Source organism: Thalassobacter sp. HA4-2 (genome assembly GCF_055693705.1).
On the sequence record NZ_JBVFUK010000001.1, the window covers coordinates 2,700,805 to 2,717,225 of the forward strand.

At 61.6% G+C, this 16,421-nt stretch carries 16 protein-coding genes and 2 pseudogenes; 6 read left to right on the plus strand and 12 right to left on the minus strand.

What is annotated here, in order from left to right:
- Nucleotides 1–7: 7 nt before the first annotated feature.
- A complete protein-coding gene (dnaE, locus tag ACZ1G0_RS13590; protein ID WP_472737429.1) occupies nucleotides 8–3,502 on the plus strand; it encodes a DNA polymerase III subunit alpha in 3,495 nt (1,164 codons plus the stop codon).
- Between the two features lie 26 nt (nucleotides 3,503–3,528).
- On the opposite strand, the gene ACZ1G0_RS13595 is transcribed toward dnaE, so the two are convergent.
- Nucleotides 3,529–4,044, minus strand: coding sequence for an Lrp/AsnC family transcriptional regulator (locus tag ACZ1G0_RS13595; RefSeq protein WP_472737430.1), 516 nt, complete (start codon nucleotides 4,042–4,044; stop codon nucleotides 3,529–3,531).
- Between the two features lie 86 nt (nucleotides 4,045–4,130).
- Between ACZ1G0_RS13595 and ald the strand changes: the two genes are divergently transcribed.
- On the plus strand, nucleotides 4,131–5,249 hold the full coding sequence (gene ald, locus ACZ1G0_RS13600) for an alanine dehydrogenase (RefSeq protein WP_472737431.1): 1,119 nt from the start codon (nucleotides 4,131–4,133) through the stop codon (nucleotides 5,247–5,249).
- A gap of 53 nt (nucleotides 5,250–5,302) precedes the next feature.
- Here ald and mscL read toward each other — a convergent pair whose 3' ends face one another.
- Complete coding sequence (gene mscL / locus ACZ1G0_RS13605) at nucleotides 5,303–5,734, minus strand: large conductance mechanosensitive channel protein MscL (protein WP_472737432.1); 432 nt, start codon at nucleotides 5,732–5,734, stop codon at nucleotides 5,303–5,305.
- A 146-nt stretch (nucleotides 5,735–5,880) separates the two neighbouring features.
- Between mscL and ACZ1G0_RS13610 the strand changes: the two genes are divergently transcribed.
- Nucleotides 5,881–6,576: a glutathione S-transferase family protein gene (locus ACZ1G0_RS13610; protein WP_472737433.1), complete on the plus strand. Its 696-nt coding sequence runs from the start codon at nucleotides 5,881–5,883 to the stop codon at nucleotides 6,574–6,576.
- Nucleotides 6,577–6,672: 96 nt separating this feature from the next.
- Here the strand turns inward: ACZ1G0_RS13610 and ACZ1G0_RS13615 are convergent, their stop codons facing one another.
- Nucleotides 6,673–7,122 (minus strand): YtoQ family protein, encoded by a 450-nt coding sequence (locus ACZ1G0_RS13615; protein WP_472737434.1) that lies wholly within the window; start codon nucleotides 7,120–7,122, stop codon nucleotides 6,673–6,675.
- A gap of 80 nt (nucleotides 7,123–7,202) precedes the next feature.
- Nucleotides 7,203–9,598: pseudogene (gene pheT, locus ACZ1G0_RS13620) on the minus strand (phenylalanine--tRNA ligase subunit beta).
- Nucleotides 9,599–9,819: 221 nt separating this feature from the next.
- Between pheT and ACZ1G0_RS13625 the strand changes: the two are divergent.
- Nucleotides 9,820–10,104 (plus strand): hypothetical protein, encoded by a 285-nt coding sequence (locus ACZ1G0_RS13625; RefSeq protein WP_472737435.1) that lies wholly within the window; start codon nucleotides 9,820–9,822, stop codon nucleotides 10,102–10,104.
- Here ACZ1G0_RS13625 and ACZ1G0_RS13630 read toward each other — a convergent pair.
- From ACZ1G0_RS13630 to pyk, 7 genes are all read right to left on the minus strand, one after another.
- Nucleotides 10,101–10,613, minus strand: coding sequence for a hypothetical protein (locus tag ACZ1G0_RS13630; protein WP_472737436.1), 513 nt, complete (start codon nucleotides 10,611–10,613; stop codon nucleotides 10,101–10,103). The genes ACZ1G0_RS13625 and ACZ1G0_RS13630 overlap by 4 nt on opposite strands.
- 17 nt (nucleotides 10,614–10,630) lie before the next feature.
- Nucleotides 10,631–11,704 carry a phenylalanine--tRNA ligase subunit alpha gene (gene pheS / locus ACZ1G0_RS13635; RefSeq protein WP_472737437.1) on the minus strand — a complete coding sequence of 358 codons (1,074 nt, stop codon included), beginning with the start codon at nucleotides 11,702–11,704 and terminating at the stop codon, nucleotides 10,631–10,633.
- A 69-nt stretch (nucleotides 11,705–11,773) separates the two neighbouring features.
- Nucleotides 11,774–12,082, minus strand: a complete 309-nt coding sequence (locus ACZ1G0_RS13640; protein ID WP_472737438.1) for a peptidase — start codon at nucleotides 12,080–12,082, stop codon at nucleotides 11,774–11,776.
- 56 nt (nucleotides 12,083–12,138) lie between these two features.
- A complete protein-coding gene (gene rplT / locus ACZ1G0_RS13645; protein ID WP_472737439.1) occupies nucleotides 12,139–12,519 on the minus strand; it encodes a 50S ribosomal protein L20 in 381 nt (126 codons plus the stop codon).
- 12 nt (nucleotides 12,520–12,531) lie between these two features.
- The gene (gene rpmI / locus ACZ1G0_RS13650) at nucleotides 12,532–12,732 is read right to left on the minus strand and encodes a 50S ribosomal protein L35 (protein WP_472737440.1); all 201 of its coding nucleotides are present in this window, start codon (nucleotides 12,730–12,732) and stop codon (nucleotides 12,532–12,534) included.
- A gap of 107 nt (nucleotides 12,733–12,839) precedes the next feature.
- Nucleotides 12,840–13,073: a hypothetical protein gene (locus ACZ1G0_RS13655; protein ID WP_472737441.1), complete on the minus strand. Its 234-nt coding sequence runs from the start codon at nucleotides 13,071–13,073 to the stop codon at nucleotides 12,840–12,842.
- A 9-nt stretch (nucleotides 13,074–13,082) separates the two neighbouring features.
- Nucleotides 13,083–14,534, minus strand: a complete 1,452-nt coding sequence (gene pyk / locus ACZ1G0_RS13660) for a pyruvate kinase (protein WP_472737442.1) — start codon at nucleotides 14,532–14,534, stop codon at nucleotides 13,083–13,085.
- Nucleotides 14,535–14,681: 147 nt separating this feature from the next.
- Between pyk and ACZ1G0_RS13665 the strand changes: the two are divergent.
- Together ACZ1G0_RS13665 and ACZ1G0_RS13670 are read left to right on the plus strand one after the other, a co-directional pair.
- Nucleotides 14,682–15,400, plus strand: a pseudogene (locus ACZ1G0_RS13665) (N-formylglutamate amidohydrolase).
- Nucleotides 15,401–15,409: 9 nt separating this feature from the next.
- On the plus strand, nucleotides 15,410–15,724 hold the full coding sequence (locus ACZ1G0_RS13670) for a DUF1244 domain-containing protein (RefSeq protein WP_472737443.1): 315 nt from the start codon (nucleotides 15,410–15,412) through the stop codon (nucleotides 15,722–15,724).
- Nucleotides 15,725–15,790: 66 nt separating this feature from the next.
- Here ACZ1G0_RS13670 and ACZ1G0_RS13675 read toward each other — a convergent pair whose 3' ends face one another.
- Nucleotides 15,791–16,408: a hypothetical protein gene (locus tag ACZ1G0_RS13675; RefSeq protein WP_472737444.1), complete on the minus strand. Its 618-nt coding sequence runs from the start codon at nucleotides 16,406–16,408 to the stop codon at nucleotides 15,791–15,793.
- Nucleotides 16,409–16,421 lie beyond the last annotated feature (13 nt).

Consider the following 16,421-nt stretch of genomic DNA (forward strand, 5'->3'; position numbering starts at 1 on the left):
TCGACCCATGCCTCAGCCCCCTCGATTCATCCACCTGCGCGTGCACACCGAATACTCCCTTCTGCAGGGGGCGGTCCGGCTGAAAAAGCTGTCTGACCTGTGCACGCGGGCGGATATGCCAGCCGTCGCAATCACAGACACCAACAACATGTTCGCCGCATTGGAGGCGTCCGAGACGCTGGCCAAGGCGGGGGTGCAGCCGATCATCGGGTGTCAGGTGGATGTGATGTACGACCCCGCGCCCTTGGGCGCGCGTGCCCGCAACCCAGCCCCTGTGGTCCTGCTGGCGCAGTCCGAGGCAGGTTACGAAAACCTGATGAAACTGAACACCTGCCTGTACACCGCGCGGCCCGAAATGCTGCCCCAAGTCACGATGGAGGAATTGGCGGCCCATTCGGACGGTGTGATCTGCCTGACCGGGGGGCCGCTTGGTCCGCTGGCGCAACTGTTGGACAGCGGGCAAATGCCCAAGGCGGAGGCGCATTTGGCGGCCCTGCAGGCGGCCTATGGCGACCGTCTGTATGTCGAGATCCAGCGCCACGGCGGCGTCCACAAGACCGAGGCGGACAGCGTGGAGCTGGCCTATGCCCACGCCATCCCTTTGGTCGCCACGAATGACGTCTATTTCCCCGAGGCCAAGATGTACGAGGCGCACGACGCCCTGATCTGCATCGCCGACGGCACCTATGTTGATCAACAGGACGACCGCCGCCGCCTGACGCCCGAGCACCACTTCAAAAGCCAGGCCGAGATGGTGACCCTTTTCGCCGACCTGCCCGAGGCCATCGAGAGCACCGTCGAAATCGCACAGCGCTGCGCCTTCAAGGCCTACAAACGCGACCCGATCCTGCCCAAGTTTGCCGACGACGAGGTCGAAGAACTGCGCCGCATGGCCAACGAGGGGTTGCAAAAACGCTTGGCCGTGATCCCTCACGCAGCCCCGGTAGAGGAGTATCAGAAACGGTTGGATTTCGAGTTGGGGATTATCGAGGGCATGGGCTTCCCCGGCTATTTCCTGATCGTGGCGGACTTCATCCAATGGTCCAAGGACCACGACATCCCCGTGGGCCCCGGCCGTGGATCGGGCGCGGGGTCACTTGTGGCCTACGCCCTGACCATCACCGACCTTGACCCCCTGCGCTATTCTCTACTGTTCGAGCGGTTCTTGAACCCCGAACGGGTGTCCATGCCGGACTTCGACATCGACTTTTGCATGGATCGCCGCGAGGAGGTGATCCAATACGTCCAGGAAAAGTACGGCCGCGACCGGGTGGGTCAGATCATCACCTTTGGTGCGCTGCTGTCCAAGGCTGCCGTTCGCGACGTGGGCCGCGTGTTGCAGATGCCGTTCATGCAGGTGGACCGCCTGTCCAAGATGATCCCGGTGGAGGGCGTCAAACCCGTCAGCATAGAAAAGGCCCTCGCTGACGAGCCACGCCTGCGCGAGGCCGCTCGCGACGAAGAGGTCGTCAAACGCCTGCTCGACTACGGCCAACAGGTTGAAGGGCTGCTGCGCAACGCCTCTACCCACGCGGCGGGTGTCGTGATCGGAGATCGCCCTTTGGACGCGCTTGTGCCCATTTACCAAGACCCACGATCCGACATGCCCGCCACCCAGTTCAACATGAAATGGGTGGAACAGGCCGGGCTGGTGAAGTTCGACTTTCTGGGCCTGAAAACCCTGACGGTGATCCAGAACGCCATCGACATCATCCACGCCTCGGGCCGCGAAATCCACATCGCCGCGGATGGTACGCAGTTGTATGAACCGGCTCCCGGGACCGAAGGGGACATCAACGCGATCCCCTTGGATGACGAGGCGTCCTACAAACTTTATGCAGACGCGCGCACCGTGGCCGTGTTCCAAGTGGAATCCAGCGGCATGATGGACGCCCTGCGCCGGATGAAGCCGGACTGCATCGAGGATATCATCGCGCTGGTCGCGCTCTACCGCCCAGGCCCGATGGAGAACATCCCCAAGTTCTGCGAGGTCAAGAACGGCCTGAGTGCGCGAGAGTTGCTGCACCCAAGCGTGGACCACATCCTCGACGAAACCCAGGGCATCATCGTCTATCAGGAACAGGTGATGCAGATCGCGCAGGAAATGGCGGGCTATTCCCTTGGGGGGGCCGACATGCTGCGCCGCGCCATGGGGAAAAAGCTGCAAGAGGCGATGGACGTCGAACGCCCCAAGTTTCTGAAAGGGGCCGCCGAAAACGGCGTGGATGCCGCAAAGGCGACCGAGGTCTGGAACCTGTTGGACAAATTCGCCAACTACGGTTTCAACAAGTCCCACGCTGCCGCCTATGCGGTCGTCAGCTATCAAACCGCATGGCTGAAGGCAAACCACCCGGTGGAATTCATGGCAGGCGTCATGAACTGCGATATCCACCTGACGGAAAAGCTTTCGGTTTACGCCGAGGAGGTGCGCAAATCGACGGATCGCGGCGGGTTGGGCCTGACGATAATCCCGCCTTGTGTGAACCGCTCGATGGCCACGTTCAGCGTTCACGAGGGCGCCTTGGTCTACGGACTGGGTGCACTGAAAAACGTAGGGGTGGACGCAATGGAACTGGTCGTGGCGGGGCGCGGGACCAAACCCTTTGCCACCCTGTTCGACTTTGCCCGTCGGGTAGACCTGAAACGGGTCGGCAAACGCCCGTTGGAAATGCTGGCCCGTGCGGGGGCGTTCGATCAACTGGATGCAAACCGCGCGCGGGTGCTGGGTGCGCTGGACGGGCTGGTGGCCTATTCGGCGGCGATCTTTGATCAGAAGAACTCCAACCAAGTGTCCCTGTTCGGCGAGGCCGGTGACGATCTGCCCGAACCCCGCTTGCCCGCAATCGACGACTGGCTGCCCGCCGAACGCCTGGCCGAGGAATTCAAGGCCATCGGCTTTTATCTGTCCGGCCACCCGCTGGACGACTACATGGCCGCCCTGAAACGCAAAAAGGTCAAAACACTGGCCGAGGTCATGGATATCGTACAATCCGGCCCTGCTGCGGTCAAAATGGCCGGGATCATCGCGAGCCGACAGGAACGCAAATCCGCGCGCGGCAATCGGTTTGCCTTTGTGCAGCTGTCTGATCCCACAGGACAGTTCGAGGCAACGATGTTCTCGGACACCCTAGAGGCCAGCCGCAACCACCTTGAAACCGGCACCCGCATCACATTGCAAGTCGAGGCGACCCTCGAGGCGGATCAGTTGAAACTTCTTGCGCGCTCCGTCGCACCCGTGGACGACCTGATCAGCAATGATGCCAGCGCGGGCCTGCGGGTGTTCGTCGAGGAAACGCAAGCCGTGCCCGCCGTGGCCTCGCTGCTTGAACGGATGGCGGCAGACAGCGCCCCGCGCGGACGTGGCCCGGTGCGCTTGTGCCTGCTGGCCAGCGACCTGCCCGGCGAGGTCGAGGTGGAACTGCCAGACCCTTTCCCGGTGTCCCCACAGATCAAGGGGGCGCTGAAGTCCCTGCCCGGTGTGGCCTTGGTCGAGGATCTGTAGGGCGGGACTTGTCCCGCCGCCCGCCCCTAGCCGATCGGCAAGGCCGTCGTCTTGAACACCGTCTTCAGCGCAAAGCTGGACTGGATCTGCGCGACCCCCGGCAGCGATGCCAAATGCGCGCGGTGGATGCGGGCAAAGTCCTCGGTGTCGCGCGCCACGACCTTGAGCAGGTAGTCCGACGCGCCGGTCATCAGGTGACACTCCAACACGTCCGGCACCTTGGCCACTGCCGCCTCGAACGTAGACAGCACCGCATCCGACTGCCCCGACAAGCTCACCTCGACAAACACCGTCGTGCGCCGGTCCACTGCGCGGGGGTCCACAAGGGCAACGTAGTCCTTGATGATCCCCGCCTTCTCCATTCGTTGCACACGGCGGTGACAGGCCGAGGCAGACAGATGCACGCGTTCTGAAAGGGCCTGCATCGACGGCCGGGTGTCGCGTTGCAGATAGCGCAGGATTCGCAGGTCTATGTCGTCCATCTCGGGCTGCATACATAATTCTCCGGTTTTGGTCGCCGATTGCAGGACAATCTTGCACATACGCCTGTGAACACGCCAGAAAATTCAAAGAAATCCAAGCCAAATCAGATCATCAAGCACATACACACATAAAACGGGAGGTTCGCATGCTCATCGGTTGCCCAACAGAAATCAAACCACAGGAATTCCGCATCGGAATGATGCCCGCCGCGGCCCAAGAGGCCGTTGCCAATGGCCACCAAGTCATCATCCAGAAGGATGCGGGCATAGGCGCAGGCTTCAGCAACGCGGACTATGTCGCAGCCGGTGCCGAGATCGTGGACACTGCCGAGGAAATTTTTGCCCGTGCCGATATGGTCGTAAAGGTCAAAGAGCCCCAAGCCCCCGAGCGCGCCATGCTGCGCGAGGGGCAACTGCTGTTCACCTATCTGCATCTGGCCCCCGATCCCACTCAGACCAAGGACCTTTTGGCGTCAGGCTGCACCGCGATTGCGTATGAGACTGTTACCGACGACCGGGGCGGCCTGCCCCTTCTGGCCCCCATGTCCGAAGTCGCCGGACGCTTGGCTCCGCAAGTCGGCGCCTACACCCTGCAAAAGGCCAACGGCGGCAGCGGTGTGCTGCTGGGTGGTGTACCTGGCGTGCGTCCCGCCAACGTAGCGATCATCGGCGGCGGCGTGTCTGGCACAGCGGCTGCCCGCGTGGCCGTTGGCATGGGCGCGAATGTGACTGTGTTGGACCGATCCATCGCGCGCTTGTCCTATCTGGATGATGTCTTCATGGGCCGCCTGACCACTCAGTATTCAAACGCCGCCGCCGTCGCCGAACTGCTGCCACAGATGGACATGGTCATCGGTGCCGTTCTGATCCCCGGGGCCGCCGCACCCAAACTGGTCAGCCGCGCACAGCTTGCCACGATGAAGCCCGGCTCTGCTCTGGTAGATATCGCCATCGACCAAGGCGGGTGCTTCGAAACCAGCCGTGCAACAACCCACGCGGATCCGATCTACGACGTGGACGGGATCATGCACTACTGCGTGGCCAACATGCCCGGAGCCGTCGCACGCACGTCCACCATGGCCCTTGGCAATGCGACGATGCCCTACATGATCGCTCTGGCGAACAAAGGTTGGCGCGCCGCCTGTCTGGCCGATCCGAACCTGCGCAACGGTCTGAACGTCCATGCAGGCAAGCTGACTTATGCGGCCGTGGGCGAGGCCCTTCAAATGGACAGCATTGACCCCGCCACCATCCTTGCCGCCTAAACAAAAAAAGGCCCGCTGTTGAAGCGGGCCTTTTGCATGTCAAAACGCCAAAATCACCGCTTCAGCCCGTCACGGATTTCCATCAAGATATCCAGCTCGGTTGGACCAGCAGGCGCGGCCTCTGCGGTTTCTTCTTCTTTCTTGGCCGTCGCCTCTTTGATCTTGTTCACGTTCTTGACCAGCATGAACACCACGAACGCGATGATCAGGAAGTTCAGTACCGCCATCAAGAACGACCCGTAGGCAAATACAGCCGCGCCAGCTTCGCGCGCATCGGCCAGAGATGTGCCACCAGCAACCTCACCGGCCAAGACGATATACTGGTTCGTAAAATCGACGCCACCGGTGAACAGCCCAACGAAGGGGTTGATCAGGTCGTCGACCATGGATTTGACAATCGCCGTAAAGGCCGCGCCGATGATGATCCCGACGGCCATGTCCATGACATTGCCCTTGGCAATGAAGGCTTTGAATTCTTGTAGCATAGGTTACCCCTTTGGTCCCTTTTTCGTTGGCGCCCGTGTGATCCGGACGTCCGCGCGCAGTGTAGTCTCTCTATTCGCACCATCGCCACTCTTTTGTGCGGGGAGAAAAGGACTACCATTCCCATAACGTTAAACAGGAGACACCTATGTCCGCACTCGACGCCTTTCCCATCGCCCGCCGTTGGCCCGCCGCTAACCCAGATGTGATCCAGCTCTATTCCTTTCCGACACCCAATGGTGTGAAGGTCTCCATCGCGCTGGAGGAGATGGGCCTGCCCTACGAGGCCCACACCGTGACCCTGTCCGACAGCGACGTCAAAAGCCCCGCGTTCCTGTCCCTGAACCCAAACAATAAAATCCCTGCCATCATTGATCCGACTGCCCAAGGTGGCCCCTTGGGTCTGTTCGAGTCCGGCGCGATCCTGATCTATCTGGCCGAAAAGACCGGGCAGTTCATCGGCACCACCCCCGCAGACAAAGCGCGCGTGATCCAGTGGGTCATGTTCCAGATGGGCGGCTTGGGTCCGATGTTTGGACAGATGGGCTTCTTTGTGAAATTCGCCGGCTCCGAAATCGAGGACAAGCGACCCCGCGACCGCTATGTCGCCGAAGCCAAGCGCCTGCTGGCCGTATTGGAAAAGGAACTGGCGGATCGCGACTGGATCGCCGGTGACTATTCCATCGCTGACATGGCGATTGCCCCATGGCTGCGCGCGTTGGATTTCTATGGCGCGAAAGAGCTTGTAGGCTGGGACGATTTTCCGAACGTGGGTGCGTACCTTGACCGCTTCGTCGCGCGCCCTGCCGTACAAAAGGGACTGGTCACGCCCCCGCGCGCCTGACGCACATCGACGTCATCGAATACGGTGCCAAGGCGCAAGCCTTGGTGCCGCATCTTGTGGACCGAGGATCTGACGTGACAAGGCCCGGATCATGATCTAGCCCGGCAACTTGCCAGTCAGCACATAGTTCAGGATGTCCACAACTTGGCGTGGCTCTTCGCAGACAGCCAATGCAGCGGCATCTACCTCTTTCAGCGCGTGCTGGTGATCGGCACCATGCAGGATGATCAGGCTTTTGCCCAAGGCAGCCGCATAGCCCGCATCAAAGGCTGCGTTCCACTGTTTGTATTTCTCACCAAACCGGACGACGACCACATCCGCATCCGCAATCCCCTTGCGGGTGCGGATCGCGTTCACCATGGCACCCTTGTGGTCATGCCAATACTTGGTCGGCTCCGCGCCCATGATCGCAACACCACAATCGTCGCTGGCGGCGTGGTCCGTGACGGGGCTGTCGAAAGTTACGTCCAGGCCCTGCGCGCCCTCGGTGATCTGCTCGCGCCAGTCCGTATGGATTTCACCGGATAGATAAACCTTTAAAGTCATTAGAAACTCCTATGCTTCATTGGGTGGGAAATACCCCCGCCGGAGGCTCCGACGAGGGCGGCAGGTATAGCCGTTGATCATTACCCCCGCAGGGTGCCACCCGTGGCCTTCTGGACCTTTTCGATCACCTTGGCCGCGACGGCCTCGATGTCTTTTTCGGTCAAGGTCGCGTCTTTGGGTTGCAGGCGTACGGTGACGGCGAGCGACTTTTTGCCCTCTCCCAACGATCCGCCGATGAATTCATCGAACACCCGGACGTCTGCGATCAGGGCCTTGTCTGCCCCGGCAGCGGCATTCACCAAGGTCAGGGCCTCGACCTGCGTATCGACGACAAAGGCGAAATCACGCTCCACAGCCTGCAGGTCGCTGATGGTCAGCGCGGCGCGGGTTGCGGACTTGGCTTTGGGCATCGGCACCTCGGCGGGCCAGATCGTGAAGCCTACGGCGGGGCCTTTTACGTCCATCGCCTTCAGCACCTTGGGGTGCAGCTCGCCGAACACGGCCATGACCTTTTTGGGACCAAGGCACATCTTGCCAGACCGCCCGGGATGCCACCAATCGGCCACGCCGAGCAGGATCTGCATCTTGGCCGGGGCACCGATGGCGGACAGGACCGCCTCTGCGTCGGCTTTGGCATCGTAGACATCCACAGGCCGCCGCGCGCCGTGCACATCCTTGGGGCCAGAGTGGCCGACAAGGATACCGGCGGCCAGCTGGTGCTGCTCCATCGGTTCGCCGCCATGGAAGGCCGTGCCGACCTCAAACAGGGCCATGTCCATGATACCGCGCGCCTGGTTCCGGGCTGCGGCCTGCAACAGACCGGGCAGCAGGTCGGGGCGCATGTGGCTCATCTCGCTGCTGATGGGGTTTTCCAGTTTCGTTGCGTCCGTGCCACCAGCAAACAGCGCAGCAGAGGCTTGGTCGATGAAAGAGTACGTCACACATTCATTGTACCCGAGTGCCGCAATCGTCCGACGCGCGGCGCGTTCGCGCACTTGGCCGGGGGTCAGAACGGGCTTGGGCACACCGGTCGTCAGGCGCGGCAGGGGTTTGCCCTGCAACTTGGTCAGGGAGGCGATGCGGGCGACTTCTTCGACCAGATCCGCCTCGCCCTGCACGTCCGGTCGCCAGCTGGGGACATGGGCCATGTCACCGTCCAGCACAAAGCCAAGCGCCGTGAGCGTTGCGCGTTGCTCCGCCTCGGGGATATCCATACCCACCAGCGACGAACAGCGGGCGGCGTCGATCTTGTAGGCGCGGGCCGTGTCGGGCACGGCACCTGCCATGATCACCTCGGAGGCCTCGCCGCCCGCATGGTCCACGATCATGCGCACCGCATGTTCCAGCCCTTCGGGCGTGAAGGCCGGGTCAACGCCCCGCTCAAACCGGTAGCGCGCATCCGAATTGATCTTTAGCGCGCGGCCCGTGTAGGCGGTCTGCACCGGGTCCCAATAGGCGCTTTCGACGAATACATCCGTGGTGTCTTCGGTGCAGCCGGTTTCCTCGCCGCCCATGATGCCGGCGATGCTTTCGGGGCCATTGGCGTCGGAAATCACCATTTGACCGGGCTGGAACGTGTAGGTTTTTCCATCCAGCGCCAGCAGCTCTTCGCCGCCTGTGGCACGATGCACGCGCAGGTCGCCCTGCACTTTTGCCAGGTCAAAAACGTGCAGGGGACGGTTCAGATCATAGGTGAAGAAATTGGTCACATCGACGAGGAAGTTGATCGGGCGCAGGCCGATGGCGCGCAATAGGTCCTGCAACCACGCGGGGCTGGGGCCGTTCTTCACCCCCGGATCACGCGGCCCACGAACACGGGGCAGCCGTCACGGGTGTCATCGTCGATCGTCACCGCCATGGGTGCCGGGAACGTAGGGGCCACAGCCTCCACATCGCGGGCCTTCAATGTGCCCAGACCGCGCGCCGCCAAATCCCGCGCCACGCCGCGCACGCCGAGCGCGTCGGGGCGGTTCGGGGTAATGGCGATCTCGATCACGGGGTCCACCTTGGCGGGGTCGTTTTCGGCCAACCAATCTACAAAGGACTGACCCACATCGCCCGAGGGCAGTTCGATGATGCCGTCGTGTTCGTCCGACAGCTCCATCTCCCGCTCCGACGCCATCATGCCGAAACTCTCGATACCGCGGATCTTGCCCACGCCGATGGTGGTGTCGATGCCGGGCACGTAGACGCCGGGCTTGGCCACCACGACTGTGATCCCCGCGCGGGCGTTGGGGGCACCGCAGATGATCTGTTTCATCCCTTCGTCGGTATCCACCTGACACACGCGCAACCGATCCGCATCGGGGTGCTTTTCCGCCGACACGACCTTGCCGATGGTAAAGTCGCGCAACTTGGCCCCGCGATCCTCGACGCCCTCAACCTCTAGGCCGAGGTCGGTCAGCGCGTAGAGGATTTCATCAAGGGTGGCGGTGGTTTCAAGGTGGGACTTGAGCCAGGACAGGGTGAATTTCATCGGATACAGCCTTTGGTGCGCGTGTCACGTCGCGGGCTGCATATCCGATTGCGCCATAGGGTGGAAGGCCCCGAGGGTCGCCGCACCTAGGTTTCCAATTTCGGGACAAAGACGTTCATTTGCGTGAATTACCATCGGATTGGTGCAAGTCTTACCCATTTTCGCCGCAATTGACCGATATCAGCGAGGCAGAGCAGATATGAACCCAAAGAGGTCACACAATGAAAAGCGTCTTTCGCGAAACCTTGGGGCAGTTCGGCGTTGCCGGTGCCCTCGCCCTCAGCCTTGCTGGTGCCTATGCCGTGATGGACTTGGGCGGCAGTCAGAAAACAGGATCAACCTTCACCACTGTGGGCAGCAAGATCGAAAGCTGTAACAACCGTGGCGTGGACACCCCTTTCGGCCGCCTCGGCTGCGACAACAGCCAGCGCAACCAAACCGGCGCGGGCCGGATCAAGGTGCAAAAGGTCGAGACGACAGCCTTTCAGCGTCTGACAGGAAACTAGGCCGCCAAAACTGCATGGACGCCGGTCCGAAAAGACTGAGCAAAAAACAGGACAGACGTCAGCACCGTCAACACGATCACCCGGTTGAAATAGTGGACCTGTTTGATCGCCTCGACCTGTAGGGCGTCTGGGGCCGTCGCCCCAGGCAGGTCAAACACTTGGCGCATACGCGGCGATGGTTCGAAAATCAGACAGCGCAACAGGAACAGGATCGAGACAGAGATCGTGGTCACCTGCGCGAACATCAGCACCAGCGTCAGCCACCGTTGATCCAGCGAAAACAGGAAGGCCGACGCTGCCAGGATAATGGCGAGCACCGGCAAAAGAGCGGACGATTTCGCGTCAATCTCTCCCATGATCGACCGGGCCTCATCGGCGTCCATTTGCGCGGCACCCATTTCGCCCTCCACTCCGATGCAGACCGGCCGTAACGACAGCACCGAACGCTGCGGCAACATTCCGAAGTCCATCAAGACGATCATCCTGTGGAGCGACGTGATGGTCCTCATGTGCTGTCCTTCGACGGTTAGCGGCTCAGGCCTGCATGGGTGCTAGGCGCGTCCAATGCCGCAAACCCGTAGTGGCGCAGCCAGCGCAGATCGCTGTCGAAGAAGGCGCGAAGATCGGGAATACCGTATTTCAGCATCGCAATCCGGTCGATCCCCACCCCAAAGGCGAACCCTTGGTATTTTGCGGCATCGATCCCGCCAGCAGCCAGCACCTTGGGGTGCACCATGCCGGACCCTAGGATTTCCAGCCAATCGTCGCCCTCGCCCACTTTCAGCTGACCGCCTTCCCAAGAACAGCGGATGTCCACCTCGGCGCTTGGCTCCGTGAACGGGAAGTGGGACGCGCGGAAGCGTAGCTCCACGTCATCGACCTCGAAGAAGGCTTTGACGAATTCCTCCAGTGTCCACTTCAGGTTCGCCATGGAGATATCGGTGTCGATCGCCAGTCCCTCGACTTGGTGGAACATAGGCGTGTGGGTCTGGTCGTAATCCGCGCGGTACACGCGGCCCGGGCAGATCACGCGGATTGGCGCACCATGCTTTTCCATAGAGCGGATTTGCACGGGGCTGGTGTGGGTGCGCAGGACGTGAGGCGGGCGGTCGTCACCCTCAGCGCGCGCCATATAGAACGTGTCCATTTCCGCACGGGCCGGGTGGTGGCCGGGGATGTTGAGCGCGTCAAAGTTGTAGTGATCCGTCTCGATCTGGGGGCCTTCGGCCACCGAAAACCCCATGTCGGCAAAGATGGCCGTGACCTCTTCGGACACTTGGCTGATCGGGTGGATGGTGCCTTGGCGGCGCGGACGGCTGGGCAAGGTCACGTCGAGCCATTCGCCCCGCAACCGCTCGTCCAACGCGGCATCCTCCAGCGCTATCTTTTTGGCCACCAGTGCAGAGTTGATTTCGTTTTTGAGCGCATTGAGCGCAGGACCCGCAACCTGACGCTCCTCGGGCGACATCTTGCCAAGGGACCGCATCTGAAGGCTGACTTCGCCCTTTTTTCCAACGGCGGCCAGACGAATAGCCTCCAAAGCTGCCTCGTCGGCGGCGGTCGCAATCAGGCCAATGTACTTGTCGCGCAGGTCATCCATGGGGCGGCTCCTTTAACTGTCGCGCAGGTGCTACCGGGCCACGCGCATAGGCGCAAGGGTCAGGGTCAATTAGACCGTGTGAACCACGTACCGCGCAATGCCGTAAATGTAGAGCGCACTAAACAGGATGTTAATGTACTTCAACTGCGGCTCCGTACGCAGCCATCCGCAAAACACCCAAATCAAGCAAAAGGGCAGGCCAAAGAGCATCGCGGCAAGCTGCCAATCCTGTACAATCGAAATGGTGCTGCACACGCCCAGACAAAGGGCGATCCACTTGAGCGGCTGTTCCAGTGCCGTCAGTCGTTCTATCGTCATGTGTGTAACCGTCGTGATCAGCGCCGTTGACCCGGCGATCTGATAAAGTTCGCGTAGCACGGATTTCCAACGATACAAAATAAAAAAGCCCCCGCATCTGCGAGGGCTTTTCCAATTCAACCGATGGTCGCTTGGGCAGCCAGAGCGGCTTTCGCTTGGTCTACGATCGCACCGAAGGCTTCGGGTTCGTGGACGGCCAGGTCGGCGAGAACCTTACGGTCCACTTCGATACCGGATTTCGCAAGGCCGTTGATGAACGTCGAATACGTCAGGCTTTCATCATGGGCGCGGACAGCGGCGTTGATGCGCTGGATCCACAGGGCGCGGAAGTTCCGTTTCCGGTTTTTCCGGTCGCGCGTGGCGTATTGGTTCGCCTTGTCCACGGCCTGTGTGGCGGTGCGGAAGGCGTTCTTGCGACGGCCGTAATAGCCTTTGGCGGCCTTGATGACCTTCTTGTGACGGGCGTGGGTGACTTTCCCGGATGTAACGCGTGCCATTGATCGGTCTCCTTAGCGGTCGTAGGGCATGTAGCTCTTGACGATTTTCGCGTCAGGAGCGGACAGCGTGGTGGTCCCACGGGCTGTGCGGATGAACTTACGGGTACGCTTGATCATACCGTGGCGTTTGCCAGCTTGACCGGCCATCACCTTACCGGTGGCCGACACTTTGAAGCGCTTCTTGGCGCTCGACTTCGTCTTCATCTTGGGCATTTCGATCTCCTATCGTTATCGCGCGCGACTCGGCATGCCTCTGTCGCCGGCCGCGCGGGGTATTCAGAGCGCCCGTTTAGCCAGAGCGCAGGGGTTTGGCAAGGGCGCTATCGCAAGATGCGGGCGGCGATTTCGACGAAGGCCTGCGGAAAGGTCAGCCATTCAATCGGCCCCGCCTGCATCAGCCAGTACAGGCCCAGCCCGGCGATCCCCGTGACCAGTATCCCAACAAAGGGACGCCGCCCCTCTGCCAACGCAGAGAGGAACGCTGTCAGGCCGAGGCCCGCGAGGACTACGACCAGCACCGCCAATAGATCAGGATCACCGGGTACAGGTAGCATGCCCCCAGCCTAGTCTGCTTCGCTGTCCGCCGTATAGATCAGTTTTTCATCGCAGGGGGCCACACGCAGGATGTTCGTTGTGCCCGTGACGTTGAAGGGGATGCCAGCGGTGACCACGATCTGGTCGTCATTTGTCGCAAAGCCCGCGGATTTTGCAGCGCGCACAGCCGAGACCACTGCGAATTTGAAACGCTCCACCTCGTGGGTTTCGACGACATGGGTGCCCCAGTTCAGGACAAGACGGCGGGCAGCAGTGGCGATGGGGGTCAGGGCGATGATCGGCACCCGGGGGCGTTCGCGCGCCACAAGGCGGGCGGTGGTGCCCGAGTGGGTGAAGCAGCAGATCGCCTTGATGTCGGTGGTTTCCGCGATTTCGCGGGCGGCGGCGACGATGCCGTCCGTGGTGGTCTTGCGGTCGGCGTGGCGGCTGGCCTCGATGATCTGGCGGTAGGTGGGGTCACTCTCGACCTCCAACGCGACGGCATTCATGGTGCTGACGGCCTCGACCGGGTAGGCCCCGGCAGCGGATTCGGCGGACAGCATGACCGCATCCGCGCCTTCGTAAATCGCCTGTGCGACGTCCGAGACTTCGGCGCGGGTGGGAACCGGGCTTTCGATCATCGATTCCATCATTTGGGTGGCCACGATCACGGGTTTGGCGGCGGCGCGGCATTTGCGGACCAGACGTTTCTGGATCGGCGGCACGGCAGCCACAGGGCATTCGACGCCAAGATCCCCGCGCGCCACCATGATGCCGTCAGACACGGCCAAGATTTCGTCAAACGCCTCAACAGCAGCGGGCTTTTCGATCTTGGACAGGATTGCGGCGCGGCCCTTGGCCATATCGCGGGCCTCTTGCACGTCCTCGGGGCGCTGCACAAAGGACAGGGCCAGCCAGTCCACACCCAGCTCGCATACGAACTCCAGGTCCTTGCGGTCCTTGGGCGACAGCGCGGCGAGCGGCAGAACCACGTCCGGCACGTTGACGCCCTTGCGGTTAGAGATCGTGCCACCGTTCACCACGGTGCAATTTGCAAAGTCTTCACCGCAGTCGTCCACGGTCAGACGCAGCTTGCCGTCATTGACCAACAGGGTAGAGCCGGGCTTCAGCGCCTCGAAAATCTCGGGGTGGGGCAGGTTCACGCGCGTTGCGTCCCCGGGGGCCTCGTCCAGATCGAAGCGGAACGGCGCGCCCTCGGCAATCTCGGCACTGTCACCGTCAAACACGCCACACCGCAGTTTGGGGCCCTGCAAGTCCGCCAAGATGCAAATGGGTCGACCCGTGTCCCGCTCGATATCACGGATGATGGCGTGACGAGCGCGAATTTCTTCGTGGTCGCCGTGGCTCATATTCAGACGAAAGACATCGGCACCGGCCTCGAACAGGGCTTTGATCATGTCGAAATCATTGGATGCTGGCCCCAGGGTGGCCACGATTTTCACACTGCGGTGCCGTCTCATTGTTCAGTCCTCTTTCGTTCGGTCGGTTCGCACGCGGATGTTAGCGTTAACAATTGTCGTGGGTATGCCTGAAACCCACGCCACTCGCAACTGGCGTCACGCGCAACACATGCATATATCGGGGTGGTAACAGAAAGACGACGCAGAATGACAGAGCAGGCTTTTGAAATCTTGGACGCAGCGCCGGGCGCACAGTGGATCGTCACTTGCGACCACGCGTCCAACGCGGGGGCCGAGGGGTTGGGCCTGCCAGAGGCCGACATCCACCGCCATATCGCCTATGATGTGGGTGCGGCGGGTGTGACCCGGGGGCTGGCCCAGGCCCTTGGTGCGCCTGCCGTTCTGTCCCGGTTCTCGCGGCTGTTGATTGACCCCAACCGGGGCGAGGATGACCTGACCCTGATCATGCGCCTGTACGATGGGTCCATCATTCCGGGCAACCGCAAGGTCGACGCGGCAGAACGGGAACGCCGCCTGCACACCTACCACCGCCCTTACCACGACGCCTTGACGCAGGTCTGCGCGGGTCACCCGGATGCGGCCCTGTGCGCTGTGCACTCCTTTACCCCGCAGCTGAACGGCCACCCCCGCGCCCTTGGGAGGTCGGGGTGCTGTTTGGCGGCCCCAACCCGCTGGCAGATATTGTGATTGCGCTGTTGCAGGCCGAGGGGGATCTGACGGTCGGTATCAACGAACCCTATTCCGGCCACCTGCCCGGGGACGCCATGGACCGCCACGCCTTGCGCACCGGCCGCCCCCATGTGTTGTTGGAGGTCCGCAACGATCTGATTGAAACGGCAGACGGGCAGGCCCATTGGGCCGCGCGCCTTGCCAAAATCCTGACCCAAGCCCAAGCCACTTTGTAAGGAGCGACCATGGACGAACAAACCCAAATCGAGCTGGAGGCCGCCGCCTTTCGCCGCCTGCGCAAGCACCTGATGGAAGACCGCACAGACGCGCAAAACATCGACATGATGAACCTTGCGGGGTTTTGCCGGAACTGCCTGTCGCGATGGTATCAAGAGGCCGCGAACGCACGTGGCATCGAGATGACCAAGGACGAGGCGCGCGAGGCGTTCTACGGCATGACCATGGCCGAGTGGAAAGCCAACTACCAGACCGAGGCCAGTGCCAAGACACAGGCCGATTTTGACGTGGCCTTCAAGGAAAACATCACCGACAAATCCTGAGCCGCGTGCGTCCAAACGAAAAAGGCCGGGGTTCTGCCCCGGCCTTTTGTCATGGGATGGGCCGCGTCAGTAGACGTCGCCACCGTCCACACGCTTGGAAAACTCGGTCTCGGCCCCAGATGCCAGCAACTTGGCCTGAGCGACCCATTCATCCCGACTGACCCGCCCCTTGAACCCTTCAAGGTTGGCATCGACCCACGCGACCTCCTGATCGGTCCAAGAGGCGATCTGATCGAAATGGTAAAAGCCAAGGCTGTTGCATAGCTTTTCCATCTTGGGACCAATGCCCTTGATCCGTTTCAGATCATCGGCCTTGCCGTCGCGGGCGGCCTCCAGCGTTTCGGGCTTCACACCTTCGTCTGCGCCTTCGATCACACCATCGCCGTCAAAGTCCTGATCCGCCTGTGCCGCCGCAACGGGGGCGGCGGTCGGGGCCACGGCCACCGCCGTTTCGGCCCGGGCCTTGGCCACGTCCGCCTCCAACGCCGCGATGCGGGCATCTTTGTCGGCGTGCAGGGCGCGGCACTTGTCGAGGTCCGTGCGCAGGCCCTCCGCCTCGTCGGTGTTCACAACAACATCGCCGGACTTGCCCCAGATCAACCACCCTGCCAGCAGGCCCAGCAGGGCCGCCAAAAGGATCAGGACCCAAATCTCGCCCAGTAGAAATCCCCACTCTTGAAACATAATCACTCTCCCA

What these genes read in the sequence shown, in the direction of transcription:
- ACZ1G0_RS13630 (WP_472737436.1), bottom strand. Translation starts at nt 10,613, where the DNA reads ATGAGGACCATCACGTCGCTCCACAGGATGATCGTCTTGATGGACTTC.
- pyk (WP_472737442.1), bottom strand. Translation starts at nt 14,534, where the DNA reads ATGAGACGGCACCGCAGTGTGAAAATCGTGGCCACCCTGGGGCCAGCA.
- pheS (WP_472737437.1), bottom strand. Translation starts at nt 11,704, where the DNA reads ATGGATGACCTGCGCGACAAGTACATTGGCCTGATTGCGACCGCCGCC.
- ACZ1G0_RS13610 (WP_472737433.1), top strand. Translation starts at nt 5,881, where the DNA reads ATGTCCGCACTCGACGCCTTTCCCATCGCCCGCCGTTGGCCCGCCGCT.
- ACZ1G0_RS13670 (WP_472737443.1), top strand. Translation starts at nt 15,410, where the DNA reads ATGGACGAACAAACCCAAATCGAGCTGGAGGCCGCCGCCTTTCGCCGC.
- ACZ1G0_RS13595 (WP_472737430.1), bottom strand. Translation starts at nt 4,044, where the DNA reads ATGTGCAAGATTGTCCTGCAATCGGCGACCAAAACCGGAGAATTATGT.
- ACZ1G0_RS13655 (WP_472737441.1), bottom strand. Translation starts at nt 13,073, where the DNA reads ATGCTACCTGTACCCGGTGATCCTGATCTATTGGCGGTGCTGGTCGTA.
- ACZ1G0_RS13675 (WP_472737444.1), bottom strand. Translation starts at nt 16,408, where the DNA reads ATGTTTCAAGAGTGGGGATTTCTACTGGGCGAGATTTGGGTCCTGATC.
- rplT (WP_472737439.1), bottom strand. Translation starts at nt 12,519, where the DNA reads ATGGCACGCGTTACATCCGGGAAAGTCACCCACGCCCGTCACAAGAAG.
- ald (WP_472737431.1), top strand. Translation starts at nt 4,131, where the DNA reads ATGCTCATCGGTTGCCCAACAGAAATCAAACCACAGGAATTCCGCATC.
- ACZ1G0_RS13615 (WP_472737434.1), bottom strand. Translation starts at nt 7,122, where the DNA reads ATGACTTTAAAGGTTTATCTATCCGGTGAAATCCATACGGACTGGCGC.
- rpmI (WP_472737440.1), bottom strand. Translation starts at nt 12,732, where the DNA reads ATGCCCAAGATGAAGACGAAGTCGAGCGCCAAGAAGCGCTTCAAAGTG.
- dnaE (WP_472737429.1), top strand. Translation starts at nt 8, where the DNA reads ATGCCTCAGCCCCCTCGATTCATCCACCTGCGCGTGCACACCGAATAC.
- mscL (WP_472737432.1), bottom strand. Translation starts at nt 5,734, where the DNA reads ATGCTACAAGAATTCAAAGCCTTCATTGCCAAGGGCAATGTCATGGAC.
- ACZ1G0_RS13625 (WP_472737435.1), top strand. Translation starts at nt 9,820, where the DNA reads ATGAAAAGCGTCTTTCGCGAAACCTTGGGGCAGTTCGGCGTTGCCGGT.